Annotated in this window: 17 protein-coding genes and 3 pseudogenes; 14 read left to right on the top strand and 6 right to left on the bottom strand. The window is 32.0% G+C overall.

Going from position 1 to position 20,716, the window contains the following annotated elements; all coding sequences use genetic code 11:
* Positions 1 to 204: 204 nt before the first annotated feature.
* Genes BN1372_RS07365 through BN1372_RS07355 form a run of 3 tightly spaced genes read left to right on the top strand, consistent with a single transcriptional unit; the run spans position 205 to position 5,003 of the window.
* Positions 205 to 1,491, top strand: a complete 1,287-nt coding sequence (locus tag BN1372_RS07365) for a hypothetical protein (RefSeq protein ID WP_062198184.1) — start codon at positions 205 to 207, stop codon at positions 1,489 to 1,491.
* Complete coding sequence (locus tag BN1372_RS07360) at positions 1,451 to 3,403, top strand: McrB family protein (RefSeq protein ID WP_062198183.1); 1,953 nt, start codon at positions 1,451 to 1,453, stop codon at positions 3,401 to 3,403. The genes BN1372_RS07365 and BN1372_RS07360 overlap by 41 nt, the downstream gene beginning before the upstream one ends.
* On the top strand, positions 3,387 to 5,003 hold the full coding sequence (locus tag BN1372_RS07355) for a nuclease domain-containing protein (RefSeq protein WP_062198182.1): 1,617 nt from the start codon (positions 3,387 to 3,389) through the stop codon (positions 5,001 to 5,003). The genes BN1372_RS07360 and BN1372_RS07355 overlap by 17 nt, the downstream gene beginning before the upstream one ends.
* Before the next feature lie 119 nt (positions 5,004 to 5,122).
* On the opposite strand, the gene BN1372_RS07350 is transcribed toward BN1372_RS07355, so the two are convergent.
* Positions 5,123 to 5,629 (bottom strand): arsinothricin resistance N-acetyltransferase ArsN1 family A, encoded by a 507-nt coding sequence (locus BN1372_RS07350; RefSeq protein WP_062198181.1) that lies wholly within the window; start codon positions 5,627 to 5,629, stop codon positions 5,123 to 5,125.
* A gap of 815 nt (positions 5,630 to 6,444) precedes the next feature.
* Here BN1372_RS07350 and rarD point away from each other — a divergent pair.
* From rarD to BN1372_RS07335, 3 genes are all read left to right on the top strand, one after another.
* Positions 6,445 to 7,353, top strand: coding sequence for an EamA family transporter RarD (rarD, locus tag BN1372_RS07345; protein WP_062201173.1), 909 nt, complete (start codon positions 6,445 to 6,447; stop codon positions 7,351 to 7,353).
* 162 nt (positions 7,354 to 7,515) lie between these two features.
* Positions 7,516 to 7,848 carry a thermonuclease family protein gene (locus tag BN1372_RS07340; RefSeq protein WP_147515351.1) on the top strand — a complete coding sequence of 111 codons (333 nt, stop codon included), beginning with the start codon at positions 7,516 to 7,518 and terminating at the stop codon, positions 7,846 to 7,848.
* A 364-nt stretch (positions 7,849 to 8,212) separates the two neighbouring features.
* On the top strand, positions 8,213 to 8,401 hold the full coding sequence (locus tag BN1372_RS07335; protein WP_062198179.1) for a hypothetical protein: 189 nt from the start codon (positions 8,213 to 8,215) through the stop codon (positions 8,399 to 8,401).
* A 150-nt stretch (positions 8,402 to 8,551) separates the two neighbouring features.
* Here the strand turns inward: BN1372_RS07335 and BN1372_RS15190 are convergent, their stop codons facing one another.
* On the bottom strand, positions 8,552 to 8,701 hold the full coding sequence (locus BN1372_RS15190; protein WP_154662977.1) for a hypothetical protein: 150 nt from the start codon (positions 8,699 to 8,701) through the stop codon (positions 8,552 to 8,554).
* A 393-nt stretch (positions 8,702 to 9,094) separates the two neighbouring features.
* On the bottom strand, positions 9,095 to 9,454 hold the full coding sequence (locus tag BN1372_RS07330; protein WP_062198178.1) for a Lin0512 family protein: 360 nt from the start codon (positions 9,452 to 9,454) through the stop codon (positions 9,095 to 9,097).
* 378 nt (positions 9,455 to 9,832) lie between these two features.
* Between BN1372_RS07330 and BN1372_RS15950 the strand changes: the two are divergent.
* Positions 9,833 to 10,490, top strand: a pseudogene (locus BN1372_RS15950) (RNA-guided endonuclease TnpB family protein); the annotation flags it as partial.
* Between the two features lie 194 nt (positions 10,491 to 10,684).
* Here BN1372_RS15950 and BN1372_RS15545 read toward each other — a convergent pair.
* Positions 10,685 to 11,783 (bottom strand): annotated as a pseudogene (locus BN1372_RS15545) (IS1380 family transposase); the annotation flags it as partial.
* Positions 11,784 to 12,158: 375 nt separating this feature from the next.
* Here BN1372_RS15545 and BN1372_RS07315 point away from each other — a divergent pair.
* The 4 genes from BN1372_RS07315 (at position 12,159) to BN1372_RS07305 (ending at position 15,546) form a co-directional block, all read left to right on the top strand.
* Positions 12,159 to 14,243 carry a putative bifunctional diguanylate cyclase/phosphodiesterase gene (locus BN1372_RS07315; RefSeq protein ID WP_062198176.1) on the top strand — a complete coding sequence of 695 codons (2,085 nt, stop codon included), beginning with the start codon at positions 12,159 to 12,161 and terminating at the stop codon, positions 14,241 to 14,243.
* Between the two features lie 61 nt (positions 14,244 to 14,304).
* Positions 14,305 to 14,463: a hypothetical protein gene (locus tag BN1372_RS15175; RefSeq protein WP_154662976.1), complete on the top strand. Its 159-nt coding sequence runs from the start codon at positions 14,305 to 14,307 to the stop codon at positions 14,461 to 14,463.
* A 352-nt stretch (positions 14,464 to 14,815) separates the two neighbouring features.
* Complete coding sequence (locus BN1372_RS07310) at positions 14,816 to 15,019, top strand: aspartyl-phosphate phosphatase Spo0E family protein (RefSeq protein WP_062198175.1); 204 nt, start codon at positions 14,816 to 14,818, stop codon at positions 15,017 to 15,019.
* A gap of 71 nt (positions 15,020 to 15,090) precedes the next feature.
* The gene (locus BN1372_RS07305; protein WP_062198174.1) at positions 15,091 to 15,546 is read left to right on the top strand and encodes a chemotaxis protein CheX; all 456 of its coding nucleotides are present in this window, start codon (positions 15,091 to 15,093) and stop codon (positions 15,544 to 15,546) included.
* A 156-nt stretch (positions 15,547 to 15,702) separates the two neighbouring features.
* On the opposite strand, the gene BN1372_RS07300 is transcribed toward BN1372_RS07305, so the two are convergent.
* Positions 15,703 to 16,224: a TraR/DksA C4-type zinc finger protein gene (locus tag BN1372_RS07300; protein WP_062198173.1), complete on the bottom strand. Its 522-nt coding sequence runs from the start codon at positions 16,222 to 16,224 to the stop codon at positions 15,703 to 15,705.
* Positions 16,225 to 16,490: 266 nt separating this feature from the next.
* Between BN1372_RS07300 and BN1372_RS14975 the strand changes: the two genes are divergently transcribed.
* The 3 genes and pseudogenes from BN1372_RS14975 to BN1372_RS07285 all read left to right on the top strand — a co-directional run bounded on the left by BN1372_RS14975 (position 16,491) and on the right by BN1372_RS07285 (position 19,032).
* Positions 16,491 to 17,009, top strand: coding sequence for a phytoene desaturase family protein (locus BN1372_RS14975; RefSeq protein WP_062198172.1), 519 nt, complete (start codon positions 16,491 to 16,493; stop codon positions 17,007 to 17,009).
* 154 nt (positions 17,010 to 17,163) lie between these two features.
* Positions 17,164 to 17,508 (top strand): annotated as a pseudogene (locus tag BN1372_RS15540) (squalene/phytoene synthase family protein).
* Between the two features lie 471 nt (positions 17,509 to 17,979).
* Positions 17,980 to 19,032 (top strand): SEC-C domain-containing protein, encoded by a 1,053-nt coding sequence (locus tag BN1372_RS07285; RefSeq protein ID WP_062198170.1) that lies wholly within the window; start codon positions 17,980 to 17,982, stop codon positions 19,030 to 19,032.
* Between the two features lie 110 nt (positions 19,033 to 19,142).
* On the opposite strand, the gene BN1372_RS07280 is transcribed toward BN1372_RS07285, so the two are convergent.
* Positions 19,143 to 20,711: an IS1182 family transposase gene (locus tag BN1372_RS07280; RefSeq protein ID WP_062198169.1), complete on the bottom strand. Its 1,569-nt coding sequence runs from the start codon at positions 20,709 to 20,711 to the stop codon at positions 19,143 to 19,145.
* Positions 20,712 to 20,716: the final 5 nt, after the last annotated feature.

The raw sequence follows: 20,716 nt of genomic DNA, 5'->3' as shown, positions 1-20,716 counted from the left end.
AGAGGAAAGCGAGGAAATGACTATTGAATAGGTTCCTCCATATTATTTTACTTGAATCTTCACTTTTTCTGTGAATTTGACAAAAATTCAAATAAGGAAGACATTGTGGTAGCATGACATTTGTTATAATAGAAAGAAACTAGCAAAACAGCTTTTTTAAACCTCTTTATGACAAACATAAATAAAGAAGAAGGAGTGTTACAATTGTATACACAGTTTATTGAGGATTTTACCCGATTTTTAACAGAAGAAGAGTACAGGATGTTAGCAGATTCTTTACGTATTCAAATACCTGGTTTTAAAAATAATGAACGTGTACCTATTCCACTACTCCAACGATCCGTTTCGAATAAATTGCGGCGAGATGTTAATATTCCTAGCTTTTTATCGACATCCTTAGATAAATATAGTAAACCATATGAAAATAATACATATTCAGAATTTTTATATAAATTAGAATTAAATAAAGAAATATCGAATGCGATGAAATTAGCATTATTTTTTCATTTGTATCCCGAAAAATATGAAGAGTCAAGGATTAAAATGATAGAAAACCTGGAATGTAATTATTCGATGTTTCAAGGGATGTTAGCAAATGATCTTCATTTTGATAATAAAATTCAAACGTTAAGCGAATTATCACTCGAATGTGTACAAGAAAATGCTGAATTGATTTTGGAATCTATTACTATAAAAGAAGGAAAAGCAGAAACGATTGAAACATTTATTATTGATCAATACGACTCGTATGAAGAAGGGGACTTTCTCTATTATTTTGTGAAACAGAAGCAAGAATGGGAACATTTTGAACCAGCATTATGTTCGGCTTTTTTGCAATTAGTCTTAAAAGAAAGTTTGCAAATGAATGGTATGTTATTAAAAGACATAGCAGAAAGCACGAAACAAATAGAACAATTAAAAGAACAAAAAAAGAAACAACAAGAAAAATGGGAACGTTTATTGGAGGAAAGAAAATCATTAGAGAAACAAGTGGAAATAGCGACGAACCAAGTAGACGTGATGCAACATAAAATGGAAATGCAACAAATAAAACATATCGAAGAAATACGAAATCTTCAATTTGAATTGAAAGAATGGAAAGAAAAAGAACTTGAAAAGGTGCTTCAAACAAAACCTCCAATGATTGAACCGTTATTTTTGTCTGAAAATTTCTATTTTTTTACGAAAGAATGGAATGAATTATTTCGGTATTATTTTACAGATTCCCATATGCTAACGTTTCAGCATGTACAAGATTTACAAATTGAGTTAAACAAAGAAAAGTATCGAGAACAGCTTATTTTTGTAAACAGTAATCAATTATCCAACCGACAGCAATTTTTATTAGAAAAGGAGTTTGAGAGTGCTCATATTCCTTATCGTTTCGTACATGGTTCATTGCTAGAAATAATAAAAAAAATAGCATTTTATTTAGAAGGAGAAGAAATTTATGAAATTAATAAAACCTATAGCGCCACAGCTACGAACTGATATTGAAAAATGTTATTTTGTTGGTAGACTCATTACAGAAAATGAAGCACATATTTATACGACCCAAGAATCGAATGTGCATATTACAACGACAGACTTAATCTATTTTCATCTTAAAACCTTATCTCCATTACCAGTTTGTTTACGAGAAGTGATGCCAAACGAGCAAAATATTTTTACTGGCAATACATACGAAAAAGTAAACGATGATCGCCTATTAGAATTTTATCACTCCTATGATACACAAGATGTAAAAATAAAAAAAATAAAACAAAAGCTAGAAAATTGCCTATTTATTTTTTCTGTTTATTTCCAGGATGCTCAAACGGTATATGTTCGTTTACATCAAATAGAAGATGTACAACCTGCGGAAAATTACTATGTCATTCCTGGACCTGAAATGACGAGTATGAAAGAGCAAGAAGAAGAATTTGAACAACGTTTAATTGAGGGAGAACGACCAATCAAATTTGCACATTACCCTAAAATTTTTTCAAGACCACAATTAATTTTTAAAAATCAAAAACTATATCATGCTTTAGAGTTACGACAAAGCGGGATGGAATCAACTGTTTATTATCCAAAAACACCATGCCAAGCAACGTATGTACGAATTTCTTTAGAAGATTTTTCAACTGTTGTCTCGGCTCGAGTTGGGCAAGATCTTTATTTTATAGAAGAAAAACAATATCAAAGTTTATTGAAGATGGTCATGGAAAAAGAAAGTCGATTAGTTCCGAAACATGTAGAAAAGACGATGCAGCAGTTAAAAGGAAAAACCATTTTCACTGATCATACTAATGAAGCAAGATTTATTGATTATTTAGAACAATTAACAATGGAGCATCAACTATTTTTTAAAAGGGAAGATTTGATATACTTTCATACGAGCATCAAAACAACCCCATTAACAATCATTGGAGGAAGAAGTGGTATTGGAAAAACAAAATTAGCGCATTTATACGGAAAAGCATTAGGTTTAACCTTTAATGAAAACCTACGTATTATTCCCATTTCTCCAAGTTACCATGAACCCAGCGATTTACTAGGCTTTTATCATCCTAATCGAAAACAATTTTATGAAAGTGAAGCGGGTTTAGTTTCTTTATTACTTCGAGCTGCAAAAAATCCGGATAAACTTCATATGGTAATTTTTGATGAGATGAATTTATCACAAGTAGAACATTGGTTTAGTCCTTTTCTGTCCCTTTTAGAATTAGAGGAATCATATCGTTTTTTAACGTTATACGGTGAACACGAGCAGATGCTTGAGACGATTCCACCAAAAATTCCAATTGGGGACAATGTCCTATTTGTAGGAACGGTCAACTTTGATGAAACAACGCAAACATTTTCCAATCGATTATTAGATAGAGTGAATGTTATTACACCGGAAACATATTCTTTTAAGGAAATGAGTGAATTGTTGAAACATGTTCCGAAACAAATAGAACAATCGTCTTTAACTATTACGAAATCATTATTTCGAAATCAATGGCAATATGAACAAGACGGCTTTCAACAGTTCAATCATCGTGAATTAGATTTTTTTGATGATTTGAACGAATTATTATCTAATTATGATCCGCAACAAGGAATTTCTTATCGTGTTATTCAAGCGATTGGTCGATACATTGGAAATATTCCATTTGATCAAAATGGCCGTGTGCTCATTGATAAACAGCACGTTTTTGATAGACAAATTGCACAACGTATACTAACGAAAATAAGAGGACACGAAGCGTTAGTAGCACCATTAGTAGGGAGTTTTTCAGAGGGAAAATATGAAGCGGCAGCCCTTGGAAAATTATTTACACGTCAAGACTATCAAGTATTATCTAACTTTGATTATTGTAAAAAAATTATTCTAAACAAAGCAAAAGAGCTGATGCATTATGGTTTTACACATTAACGAAAAAACAATCGTTCTTCCGTTTGAGTTATTATTAGAAGAAGGGATAGGTAGTAATAAAAAGTACATGGCTATTGATCAACTGGCAGTTATTCCTACCTTTCATAAGAAATATGTATATCATGTAACAGAATATAAAAATTTAATGATTCAATGTAAACAAACAAACCAATCGTTATCCGTTGAAATTAAACGTGCTGATGACGATACGGAAAAATATGATTTCTCTAAAAATGAGGCAAGGAATAAAGTTATTTTTGATAGTAAATATGATTCCTATTATCCTTGGCCATGTGGTTATTATATGTTTACTGTAACCACAGGATTACAAGTTTTTTATGGATGGCTAAAAATTGTTCCTAAAAATTTTGATGAAGATCAATTGTTTTATATTCATGAGGCATTAAATGCACAGTTACAAAACTTGGCGCTTAATATGATGAATGAAGAAAACAATATAAAGAACGGAACTCTATTTTTCCACGAAAGTCGTTTTTTCATGGAATGGTTGGATAAATATGAACATCTTATTTTTTCTAGTGTTTCTTATATTGAACAACACCATGCAACCGAATTAATAATTCATTATGAATGGGGAAAACGTCCAGAACGACAAACCATGCAATCCTATAAAAAACAAGTGCGGCACCCTGAGAAAACATGGATGCATCTTTCCTATAATCGAAAAATACAATCCACTAACTCTAAAGAAGGACTTGGGTTTGTAAAATATTTTTTGCAAGAGTTGTTGTTTCAGATTAAAATGCTGAAGAATTATCTTCCTGAAAGGCAAGAAGTGTATCAAAAAGCGTCCAAATATGAAAAGAAATGTTTACATTGTTTAGCATCACCCGTTTTTTATCAAGTACAAGCCGATAAACAGTTACGTGTAAATTTAATGAAAAAAAATGGATATGCTACGTTGTATCAATTATATCGCGATTTTAAGGCTAAAAATAAAAAAGAAAATTTTTCTCTGTTAAAACCAACACCCGTTTTATATGAATATTATTGTTATTTCGTCGTGTTGCATGTATTAAAATCGCTTGGTTTTACCATTAATCATGATATTCTTTTAGAACAATTAGAAAGGTATTTTAAAAATAATGAATTAGATGACGGGGCAACTGTCATATTAAAACGTGGGACGAAACGACTTTCTGTCATCTTTAATGATCGATTGAAAACATATTATCAATTACATGATGAAACAGGACTTTTTTCACAAGATGAACGAAGAAAACCAGATATCCGAATTGATATGTATGAAAAAGAAGTATATACGGGCTCTATTATTGTAGAAGTAAAGTATCGTCCTTTTCAAAATATTTATCGATATCAAGATAGTTATACGGATGCGATGAAACAAATGGATTGTTATTGGTTAATTAAAAGAAAAGGAGAAAATAACCGTTTTGATTATCATCCCATCAAACAAGTGATTTGTTTATTTCCAGGAAGTGAAATAGAAAAGGAAAAAACACATTCACCAGTAGGTATTTTTATCCCCATGTTTCCAAAAGTTGAAAATGGAATAATGAAGGAAATAATCGGTGAAAAAGGCTTAACGACAGAATTAGAAAATTGGATAAACGAATAAAACGAAGGTAAGAGATTTCCTCTTCCTTCGTTTATTTTTTAAAAAGATGCATCCGTGTATTAAATCATCAGTGTGAGAAGAATAGAAGCCTTACTGATAGAGAATTTCTTTATGTATCATTATTCATTGTCTATAAATAATTTTTCCATTGCCATAATATCTACGTATTTTCCGTGAACGAGCCCTTGTTTTTTAAAAACACCAACAGGCGTATAACCTAGTTTTTCATATAGTTTTTGGCCATGTGTATTTTCTGTTAGCATGAATAAGACAAGTTTATGAAAATCGTGCTTTTGAGCATGTTCTTCAAGAATGTTTAGTAGTTGTACACCATAGCCTTTTCCACGAGCAGATCTATCAAAATAAATAGAGATTTCACCAATTCCTTGATAAGCGTCTCGAATGGAGTACTGATTAATAGCAGCCCAGCCAATAATTTTGTTATGAACAAGCATTACGAATATTTGAAACCGTTCATTGTGTGCATCAAACCATTGTTTCATTTCTTCTGTTGTTTTTAGTTTCATTTCAACATTGGAGGAATCTTCCTCAATTCCTTGGTTATAAATTTGACGAATCTGTTCTAAGTCCATTAAAGTAGCGGGTCGAATAATAGTATTTGACATGCTATCGCCTCCTTTGAAAAGGTAGAATACTTATGCATAATATCTTAAAATTCCACAAATGTAAATTAAAATCCTTTTATTTTTTGTTAAATAGCTAAAAAACTTTAGGCATAGCTAATTTATTGATAGTACAGAAAATATATGAGTAAAAAAGAAATGGTAATACGAAACTTGAATAAGGAAAGTAGGATTGATGAAGAATAAAATAGGACGACATCAAAGGGTCAATGAAGAGATTTCTCTTAGTTAAAAGAGGGAGAAAAAATAATAAGCACATGCTAGTTGCATGTGCTTAAGAGGGGGGAAATGATGAAATATTTTTGTGCGTTTGAGTAAATTGAAAAGCTTACATTAATATAATGCGCTTTTAATAGTAAAAGAGCAATGTCAAAAAGGTGAACGAATAATGAAGAAAGTGTGAACGAGTAAGAAAATATGATTTTTTTTGTGATTTTAGTTTGATGTTATCTACGATGTTAGTTGGACCGAATCGTATGTTTGATGTTTTTCTTAACGGAATGAAGATCTTTACCATTTTGATTAATGATATAATCGACATTGTTTCTCCCATTTAAAGAATAATAACCAAAAATGCAGGTAGTATTGAAACAGCGAAGTAGGGATGAATCCAGTCCGAGTGGCTATGAAGTTCTAAAACAAAGGAAAAAAGAGCGCTACTGAATGCACTCTCTGTGCTCAAAAAGCTAGAAGCGTGTTTCGAACGATTAGTGGCGAAAAAGCGAAAGCTCCAACTGGAGGAAGATTTTTTTGAAAATGAGATTACAATCATAAAAAAAAGAAAGGATTTTTATCGAATGTCGCATCATAAAAACGAAATAAAAACGAATGAACGGACACAAGGTATTATATATATTTTAATAGCATATTTAATGTGGGGAATTTTACCTCTTTTTTGGAAGCAGCTAGAATCATTTTCTGCTGGCATAATACTCGCTCATCGTATTATATGGTCATTTGTTTTTGTGTCTATTTTGTTGACCATTACAAAACGGTGGACATTATTTAAAAAAACGTTATTCCAACGAAAAAGTAGTTTTTTTCTATTGGTCAGTTCTATTATTATTAGCATCAATTGGTTCGTCTATATTTGGGCTGTTAATCATAATCATATTATTGAAACGAGTTTAGGCTATTATATCAATCCGCTTATTAGTATTTTACTTGGAATGTTACTATTAAAAGAGAAGTTAACTGTTTGGCAAAAAAGTTCTCTTTTACTAGCATTTATTGGCGTCATGATTCAGGTTGTTTCATTTGGGGAAATTCCTTGGATAGCTCTCATTTTGGCAATCAGTTTCGGTTTGTACGGACTTGCCAAAAAGAAAATGATCGTTGATTCTATGGTAGGTCTTGGAATAGAAACTCTTTTTATCGTACCATTAGCTTTGTTTTTTTTATATTTAAGAAAAGAAGAAGTAGCTTCAGTTGTAGAGTTAGATATAAAATTAGCTAGTTTTTTAGTGTTAGCTGGTGTTGTGACAGCACTTCCACTTTTGTTTTTTGCAATGGGTACAAGAAGAATTCCATTGTCAACTGTCGGTTTTTTACAATATGTCTCTCCTACTATTACATTGATGATGGGTTTATTTTTGTATAATGAAACGTTTACTGCATACCATTTTGTTAGCTTTACTTTTATTTGGATAGCGTTAATAGTATACTCTTTATCATTTTCGTTAGAAAAATATCAATCAAAAGGATGAAAACATGAATCCGTTCAAAAAGACAATTTTCTCCTGCTTATTGGCATGGTTCTTATTAGTATGATACGTTTTCAAGTACACTTGAATGATCAAAAAGGATTGATCCAACCAACAAAACAAACAATAAGAGGGTAAGTTACAAAAGTGATAGATGGAGATACGATGGAAGTGAAGTTTTTAAATGAGAAAAAGGAAAAAGTTCGTTTTTTATTAATTAATAGCCCTGAAACTGTTGGGAAACAACAATCATTTGGACAAAAAGAAAAATTGTATATAACAAAATTATTGTTGCATAAGGAGGTGGAATTACAAATAGATTTAAAAGAACGAGACAAATATGGAAGATTGTTAGCATATATTTTTATCGAAAATAGGAATATCCAAGAACTTTTACTATCTAAAGGTTTGGCAAGGGTAGCTTATGTCTATAATCCAAATACGGAATTTGTGGAGGAATGCTGTAAAATGGAGCGAATAGACAAAGAGAAAAAATAGGTATTTGGAGTACCAAATACTATATAACCGAGTGTAAGATAAAAAAGAATAATAAGATACATAGAAACTTGGATGAAGGATGGCTTACCGGATAAAATAAAAAATGTCAGGCATTCTAGACAACAGTAAATACCCATAAACAAGACGATCACACAGCTTTAATTGAGTTGAAATATAAATTAAATTGTTTTGTCAAGTGTAAAAATGACAAAAAAAAGTGAATTATGATAGATTTTTAAGTGAATTGTGAAAAAAATATTAAAAATTTGTGACAAAATTATGAACAAAACTCTTTTCTTTCATCTGAACATCTTGTATAATGAAGACATAGAGATGGAACGAAAAAAAGAGGAGAGTGGATAAGATGAAAAATGTTATCGCGTATTTAAGTTTAGCAGCAATGATTGTCTTTGCATTAACAGGTATGCCACTTTTAACATTAGCTGGATTTGTAGTATTAACAGTTGCAGTAATCGCAAGTTTTATGGAAGCAGAGCCAGAATCAAAAGTTGTTTTTTCGAAAAATGCACAATCTAAATCACAAATTTCTTAAATTCCTATAAATCCGCAAAATTGCGGATTTTTTTATGTGTAAAATAAAAAGGTCTGTTTATGATGTATTTCCATAAACAGACCTTTTATAATAATTTTTGTTTCATTTGGACGGGTAAATCAACTTTCTTCATATAAACACCTCGCAATTTTAAATGGCGTCTGCCACTAATACTTCTAATTGATCGTTAGTCAACGTTTGGATAAAATCAATAAAGTCAATTGATGTTTGAAAACCATATTTTTCACACGAATGTAAATATTTTTGCCAAGCCATTTCATATTTCTCCATTTTTGTCATAATATCGACCCCTTTAATTGTTATAAAACAGTATCTTTATTGTTGTAAGGTTATTATATAACAGTTTTTGATTAACGTCAACATTGTTTGAATAAAAAAGTGAAAGAAAATTCAAATAATAAGAATAATTTTATCCAAGTGTATGTTACATACTTATAGATAGCTGATATATAGTAGAAATTAGAGGGCGTGAGTGCAATTTTATGAGAGAAATGGGATGTAAAATAAAAAACTGTATTATAACAGTGAGGGTACACGATTGAAAAAGGATATATGTAATTTGATGGAAAGGTTATTTTGTACATATAAATACATAGGTTTAGAAAAAAAGGAATCCTTCTACTTTGTAAAATTAAAGAGAGGACTCCTTTGAGCCACAATGAAGGAAACGTTTTAATATCCAACTTGTACAACAGCAATAACCATGTACATTAAATCATTTTTATCTCCTTTATCTGCAAGGACTACACCACTTGAGGTAGCTAATCCTCCATCAACAACTTCCATTGTTTTTTGTCCATATGGAAAAACATTTTTTACTTGTTCAACATCAATTAGTTCTTTATCACATGGAACAGCGAGTTTAATATGTACTTTCATTTCGTTAAAATCTTCGTTCGGTAAAATAGATTGAAGTCCAGGCATCGAATTGTGACCAATTGCTCCGCGACATGCACGTACACATGCTTTTGTAATATCTTGTCCATGTAAATCTACGCCCATCCCAGACTCTATAAAAAAGACTGTTTCCATTTGCATACATCCTTTCTTTATACATAAAGGGGGCATTTCCCATTCGGGAAATGGCTTCCATCTTATACTAAAGTAAACATTTATCTTAATTATACTATACTCTTGTTTAAAACAATAACACAAGAGGTAGGGTCATTCGTTTGCAATATCGAAGAAGCCCCATCATGTAATGAAAAAATACTCATAATTAGTTGTAAAATGAAATTTTTAACCATTTCCGAAGGGATTTTTTCACTTCTATGTGCGAAGGTACGGCAGCACTAGTGAATGTGAAAGATGAATTTTGATTAGGCGTAGCCTAAAATTATATCTCTTTGTTAGGATAAAAGGGATAGTTGTTATGATCTAAAATCAAGAGAGGGAGTGAGGTGATGCGATATGGCAAAGAAGGCATATAAGTTCCATCTGTATCCAACGAAAGAACAAGAGCAACTTCTTGATAAAAACTTTGAGTGTGTTCGTTTCGTCTACCACAAAATGTTGGCTGAACGAAGGGAAACATATGGGCCATTCAAGGACGACAAAGAAATCTGGAAAAAGATAAAATTACCTACTTATTCCGGAAGTAAAAAGGAGTTTGTATGGCTCAAAGAAGTTGATAGTCTTGTGTTAATAAACACTCAACTGAATTTGCAGGAGGTATACCAAAACTTTTTCTCTGGGTCGTGCTGCATTTCCAAAGTTCAAAAGCCGAAAGACGAGACAGTATTATATAACTAATATGGTACACGGAAACAGAATGCTTTTGGATGTCTATATCAAATTACCGAAACTGAAACTGGTAAATAGGGAGCAATTCCATCACATCCTATCATCAAGTATTGTATGGTTTCTCGAACAAAAACAGCAAAATATGATGCTTCTATTCTCACTGAATACGAACATTAATTTTCACAAAACGAAGAACTAGCTGTTGTTGGCTTAGATTTTCCATGAATGGATTAATTATCGATAGCGAAGAAGCTAAGACAGCTAATTCCCCTTGCTTCTATCGCAAGACGAAAAAAAATTAGTAAAAGAACAACGTATTATATCAAGTAGTAAGAACCACCTATGTCATTCTTACTTGAGCATAAGTTCACAAAATAAGGCCAAGAATAATAATTTTATACTTTATCGTCATTCATTTAGAAAGTAAACTCTATTTTTATGGAAAATTCAACTTAATAGTATTAAATACAAGTCATGTAGCAGACTAACCCCTTGGCTAATTTTTTTGAATAATTTGGTAATAGAGAAGCTTGTTCTAGCTTCCTTTACTTGAAAAGAGTGGTTGTTCATTTTATCCAAACCAAAGCCAAGTTTAGCTTCCTTCCTATAGTTTTCCATCGTTTCTCTTTTCTTGTATATACGAGCGATATCCTTTGGAGAAAATGCATCTATCAAGTTTGTTACAAAAAATGAATGTGTGAAGAACCATTCGTCCTCAGGGTGAACAGACTAGATCATTACTTTCCTAAGCTTAGACGATGACTTTGCTTGATATGCAGTTTTCTCCTAATAACACGCTGTTCTTGTTGTATCAGATGGTGCAGAGGCAGGATGTAACTCGTTGGCAAGACGTTGTAAATGGGCATGTGATTTTAAGCGAATCACGTAATTTACGGACTCGTTTTCACATAAATCATACAAAGCAGGGACAACAAATCTACTATCTCCTCGTAAAAATGGGATAGCTCTCTGGAAACCTTCTGTTATAATACTCAATAAGAGGCTTGATAAACTCCACAACACCGTTAGAAATATAGATATGTCCTGGCCTTCGTTGAGCTTTTAGAAAATCACCCGTTATTCCATCGAAAGCAATTAATGGATGAAAACCAATCGTTCTGTAGTGAGAATTATAAGAGGCCGATTCTTGTTTTCCATGCGTATCCGCATGTGTGGAATCTAGGTTCATCATAAGTGCCTTTGAATTTCTAATTTGATGCGCTTTGTCTATAAGTTCTTGATTGGCATGATTTAATTGCACCATAGATTCACGATTAAACCGTGCAAAAAAACGAAATAAACTAGGTTGGGAAGCGAACGCTTCCGTTCCGATAATTTGTGAACACGGGATCCTCCGTCAATTGATTAGTTACATCATCTTCAAAATATCTAGCAATGATTTGATAAATCTTTTGACGAAGCAAATTTTCATTCGAATGAAAATGGTAACGTCATTCATCATTTCATCGTAGGTGTTTAGTTAATGTCTCTGGGAATTTGATTTTTTCATCGAATTCTCTAAAAGAAATTCTGCCGTATCGGATGAAAGAGGATCTTCATCCTTTGATAGTCTCATTTTATGATTGAAATGCAATGTTAATTGCGGTAAAGTAGACATTATAAGAATCCTTTCTATTGGTTATTTTGTCGTTATTTAACAATAATAGAAATGGATTCTTTTTTCATTTACTTGGTGCATAAGAAAATTAGTTGAATTACCGTATACATAAGTACTTGTAAGGTTATCAATAAATTTTTATGAATAATTCAGGCGAAAGTTAAAAAAATACATGAAATCTCTCTTTAAAGGAAATATTGTTGTTTGACTGGCATTTTGATTTGGGAAAATCGATAAACTTAAAACCAATGTTCATTGAGGAAATGGTCATTTTATCGTATAATAACAATGTTTGTAAGTGGTTAAAGTGAAATAAGTAAAAATACCTATAAAAAGATAACTATGATGTATGCACGTGCTACAGGGGGATTATAAATGAAAGAAATTAATGTAATAAATATGATTATTAAGCAATTACCACTTGCGATATTGATAATCAATCAAGAAGGAAAATTAAACAGCTTTAATAAAAAAGCTGAAGAATTATATTATCATGAACATAAAGATGTTCTTCCATTAGAACAAGAATTAAATATTGAAGATATAATAAATCCATTATTAGCGAATGCGATAAAAGAAAAATTTTGTTGGATGATTGAGCATAATAAACCAAAATTGAATATCGCTCTTAATGTTCCTAGGACTACGAAAGGTTATAAAGTTTCGATCATCCATCTTAGACAAGAAGGTCCTGATATAATTGAAGAGCTTTTTTTAATAAGTATCCATAGCGATCATTTTTTTGATGAATTAGAAGCAGTTATTAAAGAATTAGATGATATTCGGTATGCATTGGAAGAATCTTCTATTGTTGCAATTACTGATTCCTTTGGTACTATTACCTATGTAAATGATAAATTTTGTGAAGTTTCTCATTATAGTCGTAAGGAATTGATAGGTAAAAATCATAATTTATTAAACTCAGGTCATCACTCAAAAGCTTTTTTTCGCACTATGTGGAGAACCATTCGAAAAGGGGAAGTATGGCGTGGTGAAATTAAAAATAAAACAAAGAATAATACATTTTATTGGGTAGATACGACGATTGTTCCGTTTATTGGAACGAATGGAAAAGTAACACAATTCGTTTCTATTCGGAATGATATTACAGACCGTAAAGTAGCTGAAGAACGGATACGTTTTATTGCTTATCATGATGATTTGACACAACTTCCTAATAGGCGTTTTTTACTACAACATCTCGATGAAAAAATCGAGAGCCGTCTGATTTCGAAAAAACCGTTTTTTATTTTTTTAATGGACTTAGATCGGTTTAAAATTTTAAATGATTCATTCGGACATCGCGCAGGAGATCGTTTGCTTGTTAAAATTAGTGAACGATTACATCGTTTTAACGAAAAAATAGATATTCTCGCACGGTATGGTGGAGATGAATTTGTGATTATAGCCGAACTAGAAAATAGAGAAGAAGCGATGGAGTTTGCGCAAAAATGTTTAAAGGAAATTCGAAAACCAGTAGTAGTAAATGGTCAACCATACTATATTACTGCTAGTTTAGGAATTAGTCAGTTTCCTAATGATGGAATAGAAGAAGAAGAATTAATAAAACGCGCTGAAATGTCCATGTACTTTACGAAAGAAACCTCGCAAAATAATGCTCAATTTTACGATGAATATATTAAGCAAAGTATGAACAGAAAGATAGATGTAGAAAAAAATTTGCGGCAAGCATTTGATACAAATGAATTATACTTAGTATATCAACCTAAAATTAATACGAGAACAAAAGATGTTTACGGAGTAGAAGCACTGACGAGATGGGAATCGAAAGAATTAGGTTTTGTTAGTCCTGGTGAGTTTATTCCGATTGCTGAAGAAACAGGACTAGTCTATCAATTAGATTCTTGGGTTCTCGAAACAGCTTGTCGACAAGCGAAAGAATGGCAAGAAAAAGGTTTCCAACCCATTACAGTCGCAGTGAATATTTCTGTTGCACATTTTGAAAAAAATGAACTAGTACAAGTTGTAAAGCGGGTGCTAAATAAATATCAAGTAGATCCAGGTTATTTAGAAATTGAAATAACGGAAAATTTATCATTAAATGAAATAAAATATGTTCATCATATTCTTAGCGATTTAAAAAAGTTAGGAGTGAAAGTATCCATTGATGATTTTGGAACAGGTTATTCCTCTTTTGGTTATTTAAGGAAATACCAAATTGATCATTTAAAGATTGATCAATCGTTCGTCCAACGATTCGATATTTCCGAAGATGAAATTATTCTCCAAGCGATTATCCAATTAGCTCAAAATCTTGGGATTGATTCAATTGCTGAGGGAGTAGAGGAAAAAGAACAATTAGATTTTTTACGTGAGCATGGATGTTATAATATACAAGGGTATTTATTTAGTAAACCGGAACGAGCAGAAATTATTGAACGTGAAATTTTTTATAAAGATTCAACATTGCACTTAAAAATTGCAACAATTTGTGGTTAAATAGAAAGAATCAGAGGAGTAAATCTTCTAACTGATTTGAATACAGATTGGAGTGATAAGAATGAAAGTAAAAATTGCTAAATCAAGCAGTGAAATTTTCTGGTATCGCAATCATATTGGTGAAGTATATGATATTATTGATCAAACAACTGAATATGTGCGTGTATATGCTTATGGCCAAATTCGCAATATTGGAATTAGAGATTGTAAATTTGAATAACAGTAAAAAAACCTTTGCAAACGCAAAGGTTTTTTACTGTTTATCTAGGATTAATTGGCAGTAAAATGAAATTTGCGTCATGGAAGGTGAGCATGTAAAAGTTAAGTGGGAAATGTAAAAATTTCCATAAAAAATAAATAAGGATATCTTATTATTATGACGGGTAAAGCACTACATAATAATAAATGTCTTCTAGTATAGTAATTTCTATTAATCTGTAAAACTTGATGTAGAATAAAATAGAAAAATTTACAAAATATATTTTTTAACATGAATAAAGAGGATTTTTGTCATTGTTGTAGAAGAAAACGGTGAAAAGTAAGATAGAATATTCGAAAAAGGGGTTTTGCCTTTGAATACTGATGTGCACGTGAGATGTACGAAAAAGGAAGAAATTCTTCGTGATTTGGAATTGTTACGTCAACAAATGATAGAAAATGCACGTCGGTTTGGAATGAATCATCCAATAGTGATGTATAACAGTAAACGGATTGATTATCTAATTATTGAATATTATAAAATAATAGATAAAAGGGATAAAAGACATGAGCAATAAGGACTGTTTTTATGGAATTAGGGTATAGTTTTAATGAAAGTAATTGCAGATGAAAAGAGAGGAGCCTTGTGTTGAAAGTTAAATTTATCGAAGCAGTTAATCAAGCCACAAGTTATATACTAGAAAACCATTTAGGGGTTATTGTACAAGCAGATAAAGCATTAGAAAACCAAAAAATAGTCGATTCTGAAGGAGTATCTGTTATCCTTGGTTTTAATGGTGATTATGATGGCCAATTAATTTGTACAATGTCAGAAGAAGTTGCAAAAAAATTAGTAGGTCAAATGATGGGCGGAATAGTAGTTAGTGAGTTTAATGATTTAGCTGTAAGCGCCATTCAAGAATTAGGAAACTGGATTGGAGGTAAAAGCTCAACAGAATTATCCAAATTTGATGTTTTTATTGATGTTACACCTCCAGTTGTCAATCAAGGAAACTCTGTTTATCATATGACTCATTCCGTAGTAGCAATTCCTTTTAAAAGTAAAATAGGTAAATTTTTTATTCATGTTTCTATTGCAGAATAGAGGACGTTACGTCCTCTATTTTTATTAAAGGTAGGGAAGTTTCTTATTAACGGGTTGTAAGACCTCCACTTGTAGCACTGCAATCAGTTAGGAATAGATAAGGCCGTCTAATCATCGTTTGGGGGAGTACGAAAATCTCACGGATGGAAGGTTTCTTTATTGATCCTTATCTTCTTTTGTTACAAAATCCTGTGGGGTATCAGAAGACCCATAAGCTAATACCGATTGTAACGTTTCATCTTTATCCCATGTAGGTTCTTTTTGAGAAAAGGTAGGATCTAAAATCTCTTCCTCAACAGGACGGTTATGTTGTCGGTCCACCTTATTAGCATGCTCACTACAAAATTTAGTTTCCGGAATAGCTAATAATCGTTCTTCTTCAATTGGTTTTTGACAGATGCTACAGAATCCATACGTTCCTTTTTTCATTCTATGAAGCGCATGAACAATTTCCTCTAATCGTTCATTTTGTAAAGATTTTAATGCTAAATCCTTTCCACGTTCAAACATTTCTGTACCTAAATCTGCAGGATGATTATCATAAAGCGAAAGTTCGCCGGTACTTCCTTGCAGGCTATCATTAAGTTGAAAAGAAGGGTTCATTTTCATGCTTTTCTCAATTTTTTCTTTTTCCGTTAATAAAACTTTTTTACATTTGTTTAATAAATGTTCATTCATAAGGTCCCTCCTTTTTTTTAGTTTGTCACAAAAAAATAATATTATGTATAAGATAATAGTTGTATTATTTATATGTTTTGTATACACTACGCTTAATAAATGTACTATATGACTCCACAAGGAGATGACACATTTGCAGAGGAAAAAATAATTGTTGTCGGAGCTGATCCTGGTGGTTTAGGAGCATTATTTTTCTCTAGTAAAGGGTATGATGTTACTGTTTCGAGAAACAGGCTTTAGTAGACAAACGGAATGGGAAATTTGAAATGGATGGATTTCGATTGGACATTGGTGCAACATTTCTTAGTATGGTGCAGATAGCAGAAGAAATGTTCGAGGAGAGCGGGAAAAAGTTATCTGATTATGTAGATTTGGTAGAATTAGATCCTATGTATCAACTTGTATTTCCACACGTTTCTATCGATATGTCGAGAAATCAAACAAAAATGGTTCACCAGATTGAAAAGATTTTCCTAGGGAATGGGGATGGATATCTTCGGTTTATGAAGGAACAAAAAAATCGTATAGATGCATTAATGCCAGTATTACAAAATAAATTTGATTCTTTTTTTCATTACATCAATCCACAGTTTGCACAAGCATTGCCACAACTTAATGTGACAAAAAATATAGATGAAGTACTATCTCAGTATTTCGATGATGAATATTTAACAAAGAGGAGGTTTAATATGAATACACTATCTGAAGCTTATGATACGTGTGAGGAGATGATTAAAGAACATTCTAAGACAGACGTTTTATCGTGCTTTTTCTATGCTACCTAAACAAGAAAGACAAGCTATATACGCTATTTAGGGGGTTTGTCGCAAGGCAGATGTTGCGATTGATGAATCACCACAACCCGAAAAAGCATTAGAGGAACTAGAGCAAGAATTATATAGTTTTGCATTTGGAAAACCAGTGAGTGATTCTGTGTGAATAGCCCTATCAGATGTTTTTGAATTATTTCTAATGGAAATGCGACCATTTTATGATATTATGACTAGTCAACATATGAATATTACAAAAAAATGGTATATAACGCATGAAGAATTAAAAGCGTATTCGTACCATGTAGCTAGTTCTGTCAGCTTTATGTTATTGTCTATTTTAGCTCCGAAAGCAACAAAAGAAATGACAAGCCACGTAATCTCTTTAGGAATTGCGATGTAAATCACGGACATTTTACGCGATGTAGGAGAAGCTTTGGCACGAAATCAAATTTACTTACCAAAAGAATTAATGGAGAAATATTCGTATAGAGAAGCTGATTTAAAAAAATAGTGAAAGAAGCGTTTGTTGAATAATGATAATATTTAGATAAAAAGGAATAAAAGAGCTAATTTGAATTAGGGGAATATTTACATTTATATTCGTTCGTGGCTCGAAAAGCAGTCGAAGGAGCGCTGATTTTATATCGTTCGATTTTAGATAAAGTAAGAAAAAATAATGATAACGTATTTTCTAAACGGGCGTATGTAACCCAAAAAGAACCCATTTTAAAAACATTAACTTCTTAGGCAATCGTATTTGAACGATTGTTTTTCTTTTTAAAAAAGGATTTTTCTAGTTTATGTCAAATAATATTAAATAACAAAAATTGTGATGGCAAAAAGAAAGTTAATACCAAATGAAACAACGGACTGAAAAAGAATGGGGAGCGATAGAATAAGAGAAGCTTTTCATTCTTTTGCTTTTTTTATACGACTAACAGTATAATATTTCGTGTAGTGAAAAGAAAGGAAGAGTGGGGAAATGAAAGTAAAGCGAAATGATTTATGTCCATGCGGAAGTGGGAAAAAATATAAAACTTGCTGTATGAATAAAGAACAACAAATGGACAAGAAGGTTTGGATTGAAAAATGTAATCATGTACATCAACAATTACTGAAATATACAGCTAGTCTAGAGAAGCCTTTCTATAAGGAATGGAAACGAAAATATGAATCACTTGGTGAAGTATTTGATGCGTTATATATGAGTTGGATTGTTACGCAACCACTGCAATCAGAGAAGAATGCTGTTGAATCATTTGTAGAAGCAAAAAGAAAAGATATTGATATTTTTATTCGACCTTTATGTGATGAATGGGCAGAAGCATTGTTTAATGTATATGAAGTGAAGCGAATAGAAGAACGATACATACATGTTGTAGAGATAAAAAATCAACAAGAAAAAAATATTTTCATCCCACAAATACGAGTAAGCGAAGGAGACTTTATTATTGGCACAACGTATCGTTTTGATGACTATGATGTTTTTACAGAACGATTTGTTGTGATTCCAAAAGGGCAAATAATCAATTTTAAAGAAAAAGTACTACATTCACCAGAAATCATAAATGTTTCGTCTGCAGAGCGTTTTGATGCATTTGTAACGTTCTTAATGGAAGGATTACAAGGTGAAAAGCAACAAAATTTAATTGTCTTTGATTCTAACAAGGAAGAAAATGTAGCGGAAGGAATCACCAAATTTTTAGAGGAAGAATCATTATCTATTTCTCATGATTATGCTTTAAAAGTATGGAAAGGTTTTGTGCTAACGAATGAACCAATCATTAGAAAACCAGAAGTCTTTACAGCTGCATTATCTTTTATATTTATGCAAACGAAAGATCAAACAATTACAAAAAAAGAAATAGCGGAACGTTTTGAGGTTTCTGTATCATCTTTATCTAAAAGAATTAAGGAAATTGACGATTACATGTTACAAGAATTAGAGAAATTCATGAAAACAGGACAATCTTATATTTTCGATGGAGAAAATATAAAAGATGAATTAAAAAAAGTGTTAGCAACCATAAATTAAGAATGAATGGAAGAGGCTGGGACATAACTAGCTTCAAACAATGCAAAAAGTGAAATTGAGCTCACTCCATTTCACCTTTTGCTATTTTTTTATATGAATCTTTATATCTTTTAGTTAATGGCCGTGAATTTCCGCATATTCACGGCCATTAATGCAAGACCCATTTCATTTTCAACCTTCGATTTTCCTCGGACAGAAAATCGAGTGAAACGCAAATTAGCCTTCAAGAATCCAAAAACTGGTTCTACGTCAATCTTACGTTGACGATAAATAGCCCCTGTTTTTTCTTCTGAAAGCTTCGCTCTCACATATTCTTTTTGCTGTTCCCATTTTTCATTCACCATTAATTTTCGGTTATTTCCTTCTTTTGCTTTTGTACAAGATGAACGAAGTGGGCAACTGGAACAATCTTCACACTCATAAACTTTAAACTCACGCTTGAAACCTAATGGATTTGTTCGCACAGAACGGTATTTAAATACAAGTTTTTGTTGGTTTGGACAAGTATACACGTCCATTTCTTCATCATAATCCCAGTTAGCTGTATGGAACTTGTTTTGTTTGTACTTTTTCTTCTTTTCTTTTACATACATGTTATAAGTGATTAAAGGTTCCCGTTTACGATTTGAAAGGATATCGTCATAATTTTGTTCACTACCGTATCCTGCATCTGCGACGATATGCTTTGGTAATTCGAAATAATATTGTTCGATTTCATTTAAAAATGGAATGAGTGTGCGTGTATCTGTTGGATTCGAAAAAATACTATAGGCAAGTGCATACTGACCTTCTGTTGCGACTTGGATATTATAACCAGGCTTTAATTGACCATTTTTCATATAATCATCTTTCATTCGCATAAATGTTGCATCATGATCGGTTTTGGAATAGCTATTACGCACGCCGAAAATTTCAAAGTCCCGTTCATATTTTTGTTTACGTACGGTATAGTCCACTAATTGTTTGTGGGCTTGTTTTGGAAACTTTCGTTCCCTTCTTAGCACTTTTCGTTCTGTCACATCTGACGATGCTTCAATTTTTTGATCATACTCAGAAACAACTTCATCCACTTTTTGAACCATTTGAGAGAGTTCTTCTATTGATAAATGTTCTTCACTTTCACGTTCAATTTCTGGTATGATTTCTTTCTCAAGCAGTTCATCGTATAGCTGGTTCGACTTTTCGATTAAACTGTTGTGATATTTTTCAATTGCTTTCTTCCAAACAAATGTAAATTTATTCGCATTCGCTTCAATCTTTGTGCCATCAATAAAAATCGCTTCTTGTTCAATCAACTTTTCTTCTACCAGCTGGCAGCGAAATTGGACGAAACACTGGCGAATTAATTCTTTTACTTCAGGATAAACACGAAAACGGTTGATGGTGCGATAGCTTGGTTCATAACCTTGAGCTAGCCACATCATACGAAGACTGTCTTTTAAAAGTGCTTCTATTTTACGCCCTGAAAAAACAGATTGCGTATAGGCACATAAGATAATTTTCAACATCATGCGTGGATGATAAGCAGGACAACCCGTATTTCGAAGAAATGGTTCGATCGCTTCTTCCGGAATACTTTCAATTAAATGATGGATGTGGAAGGCAATATCATTATTTTGAAGTTTTACTTCTACATTTAAAGGCAAAATTAATTGATTCATGTTATAATCTTTAAACATAAGGA

Source organism: Massilibacterium senegalense (genome assembly GCF_001375675.1).
Lineage (GTDB): Bacteria > Bacillota > Bacilli > Bacillales > Massilibacteriaceae > Massilibacterium > Massilibacterium senegalense.
The sequence above is the reverse complement of the archived record's forward strand: the minus strand, read 5'-3'. Positions and strand labels throughout refer to the sequence as shown.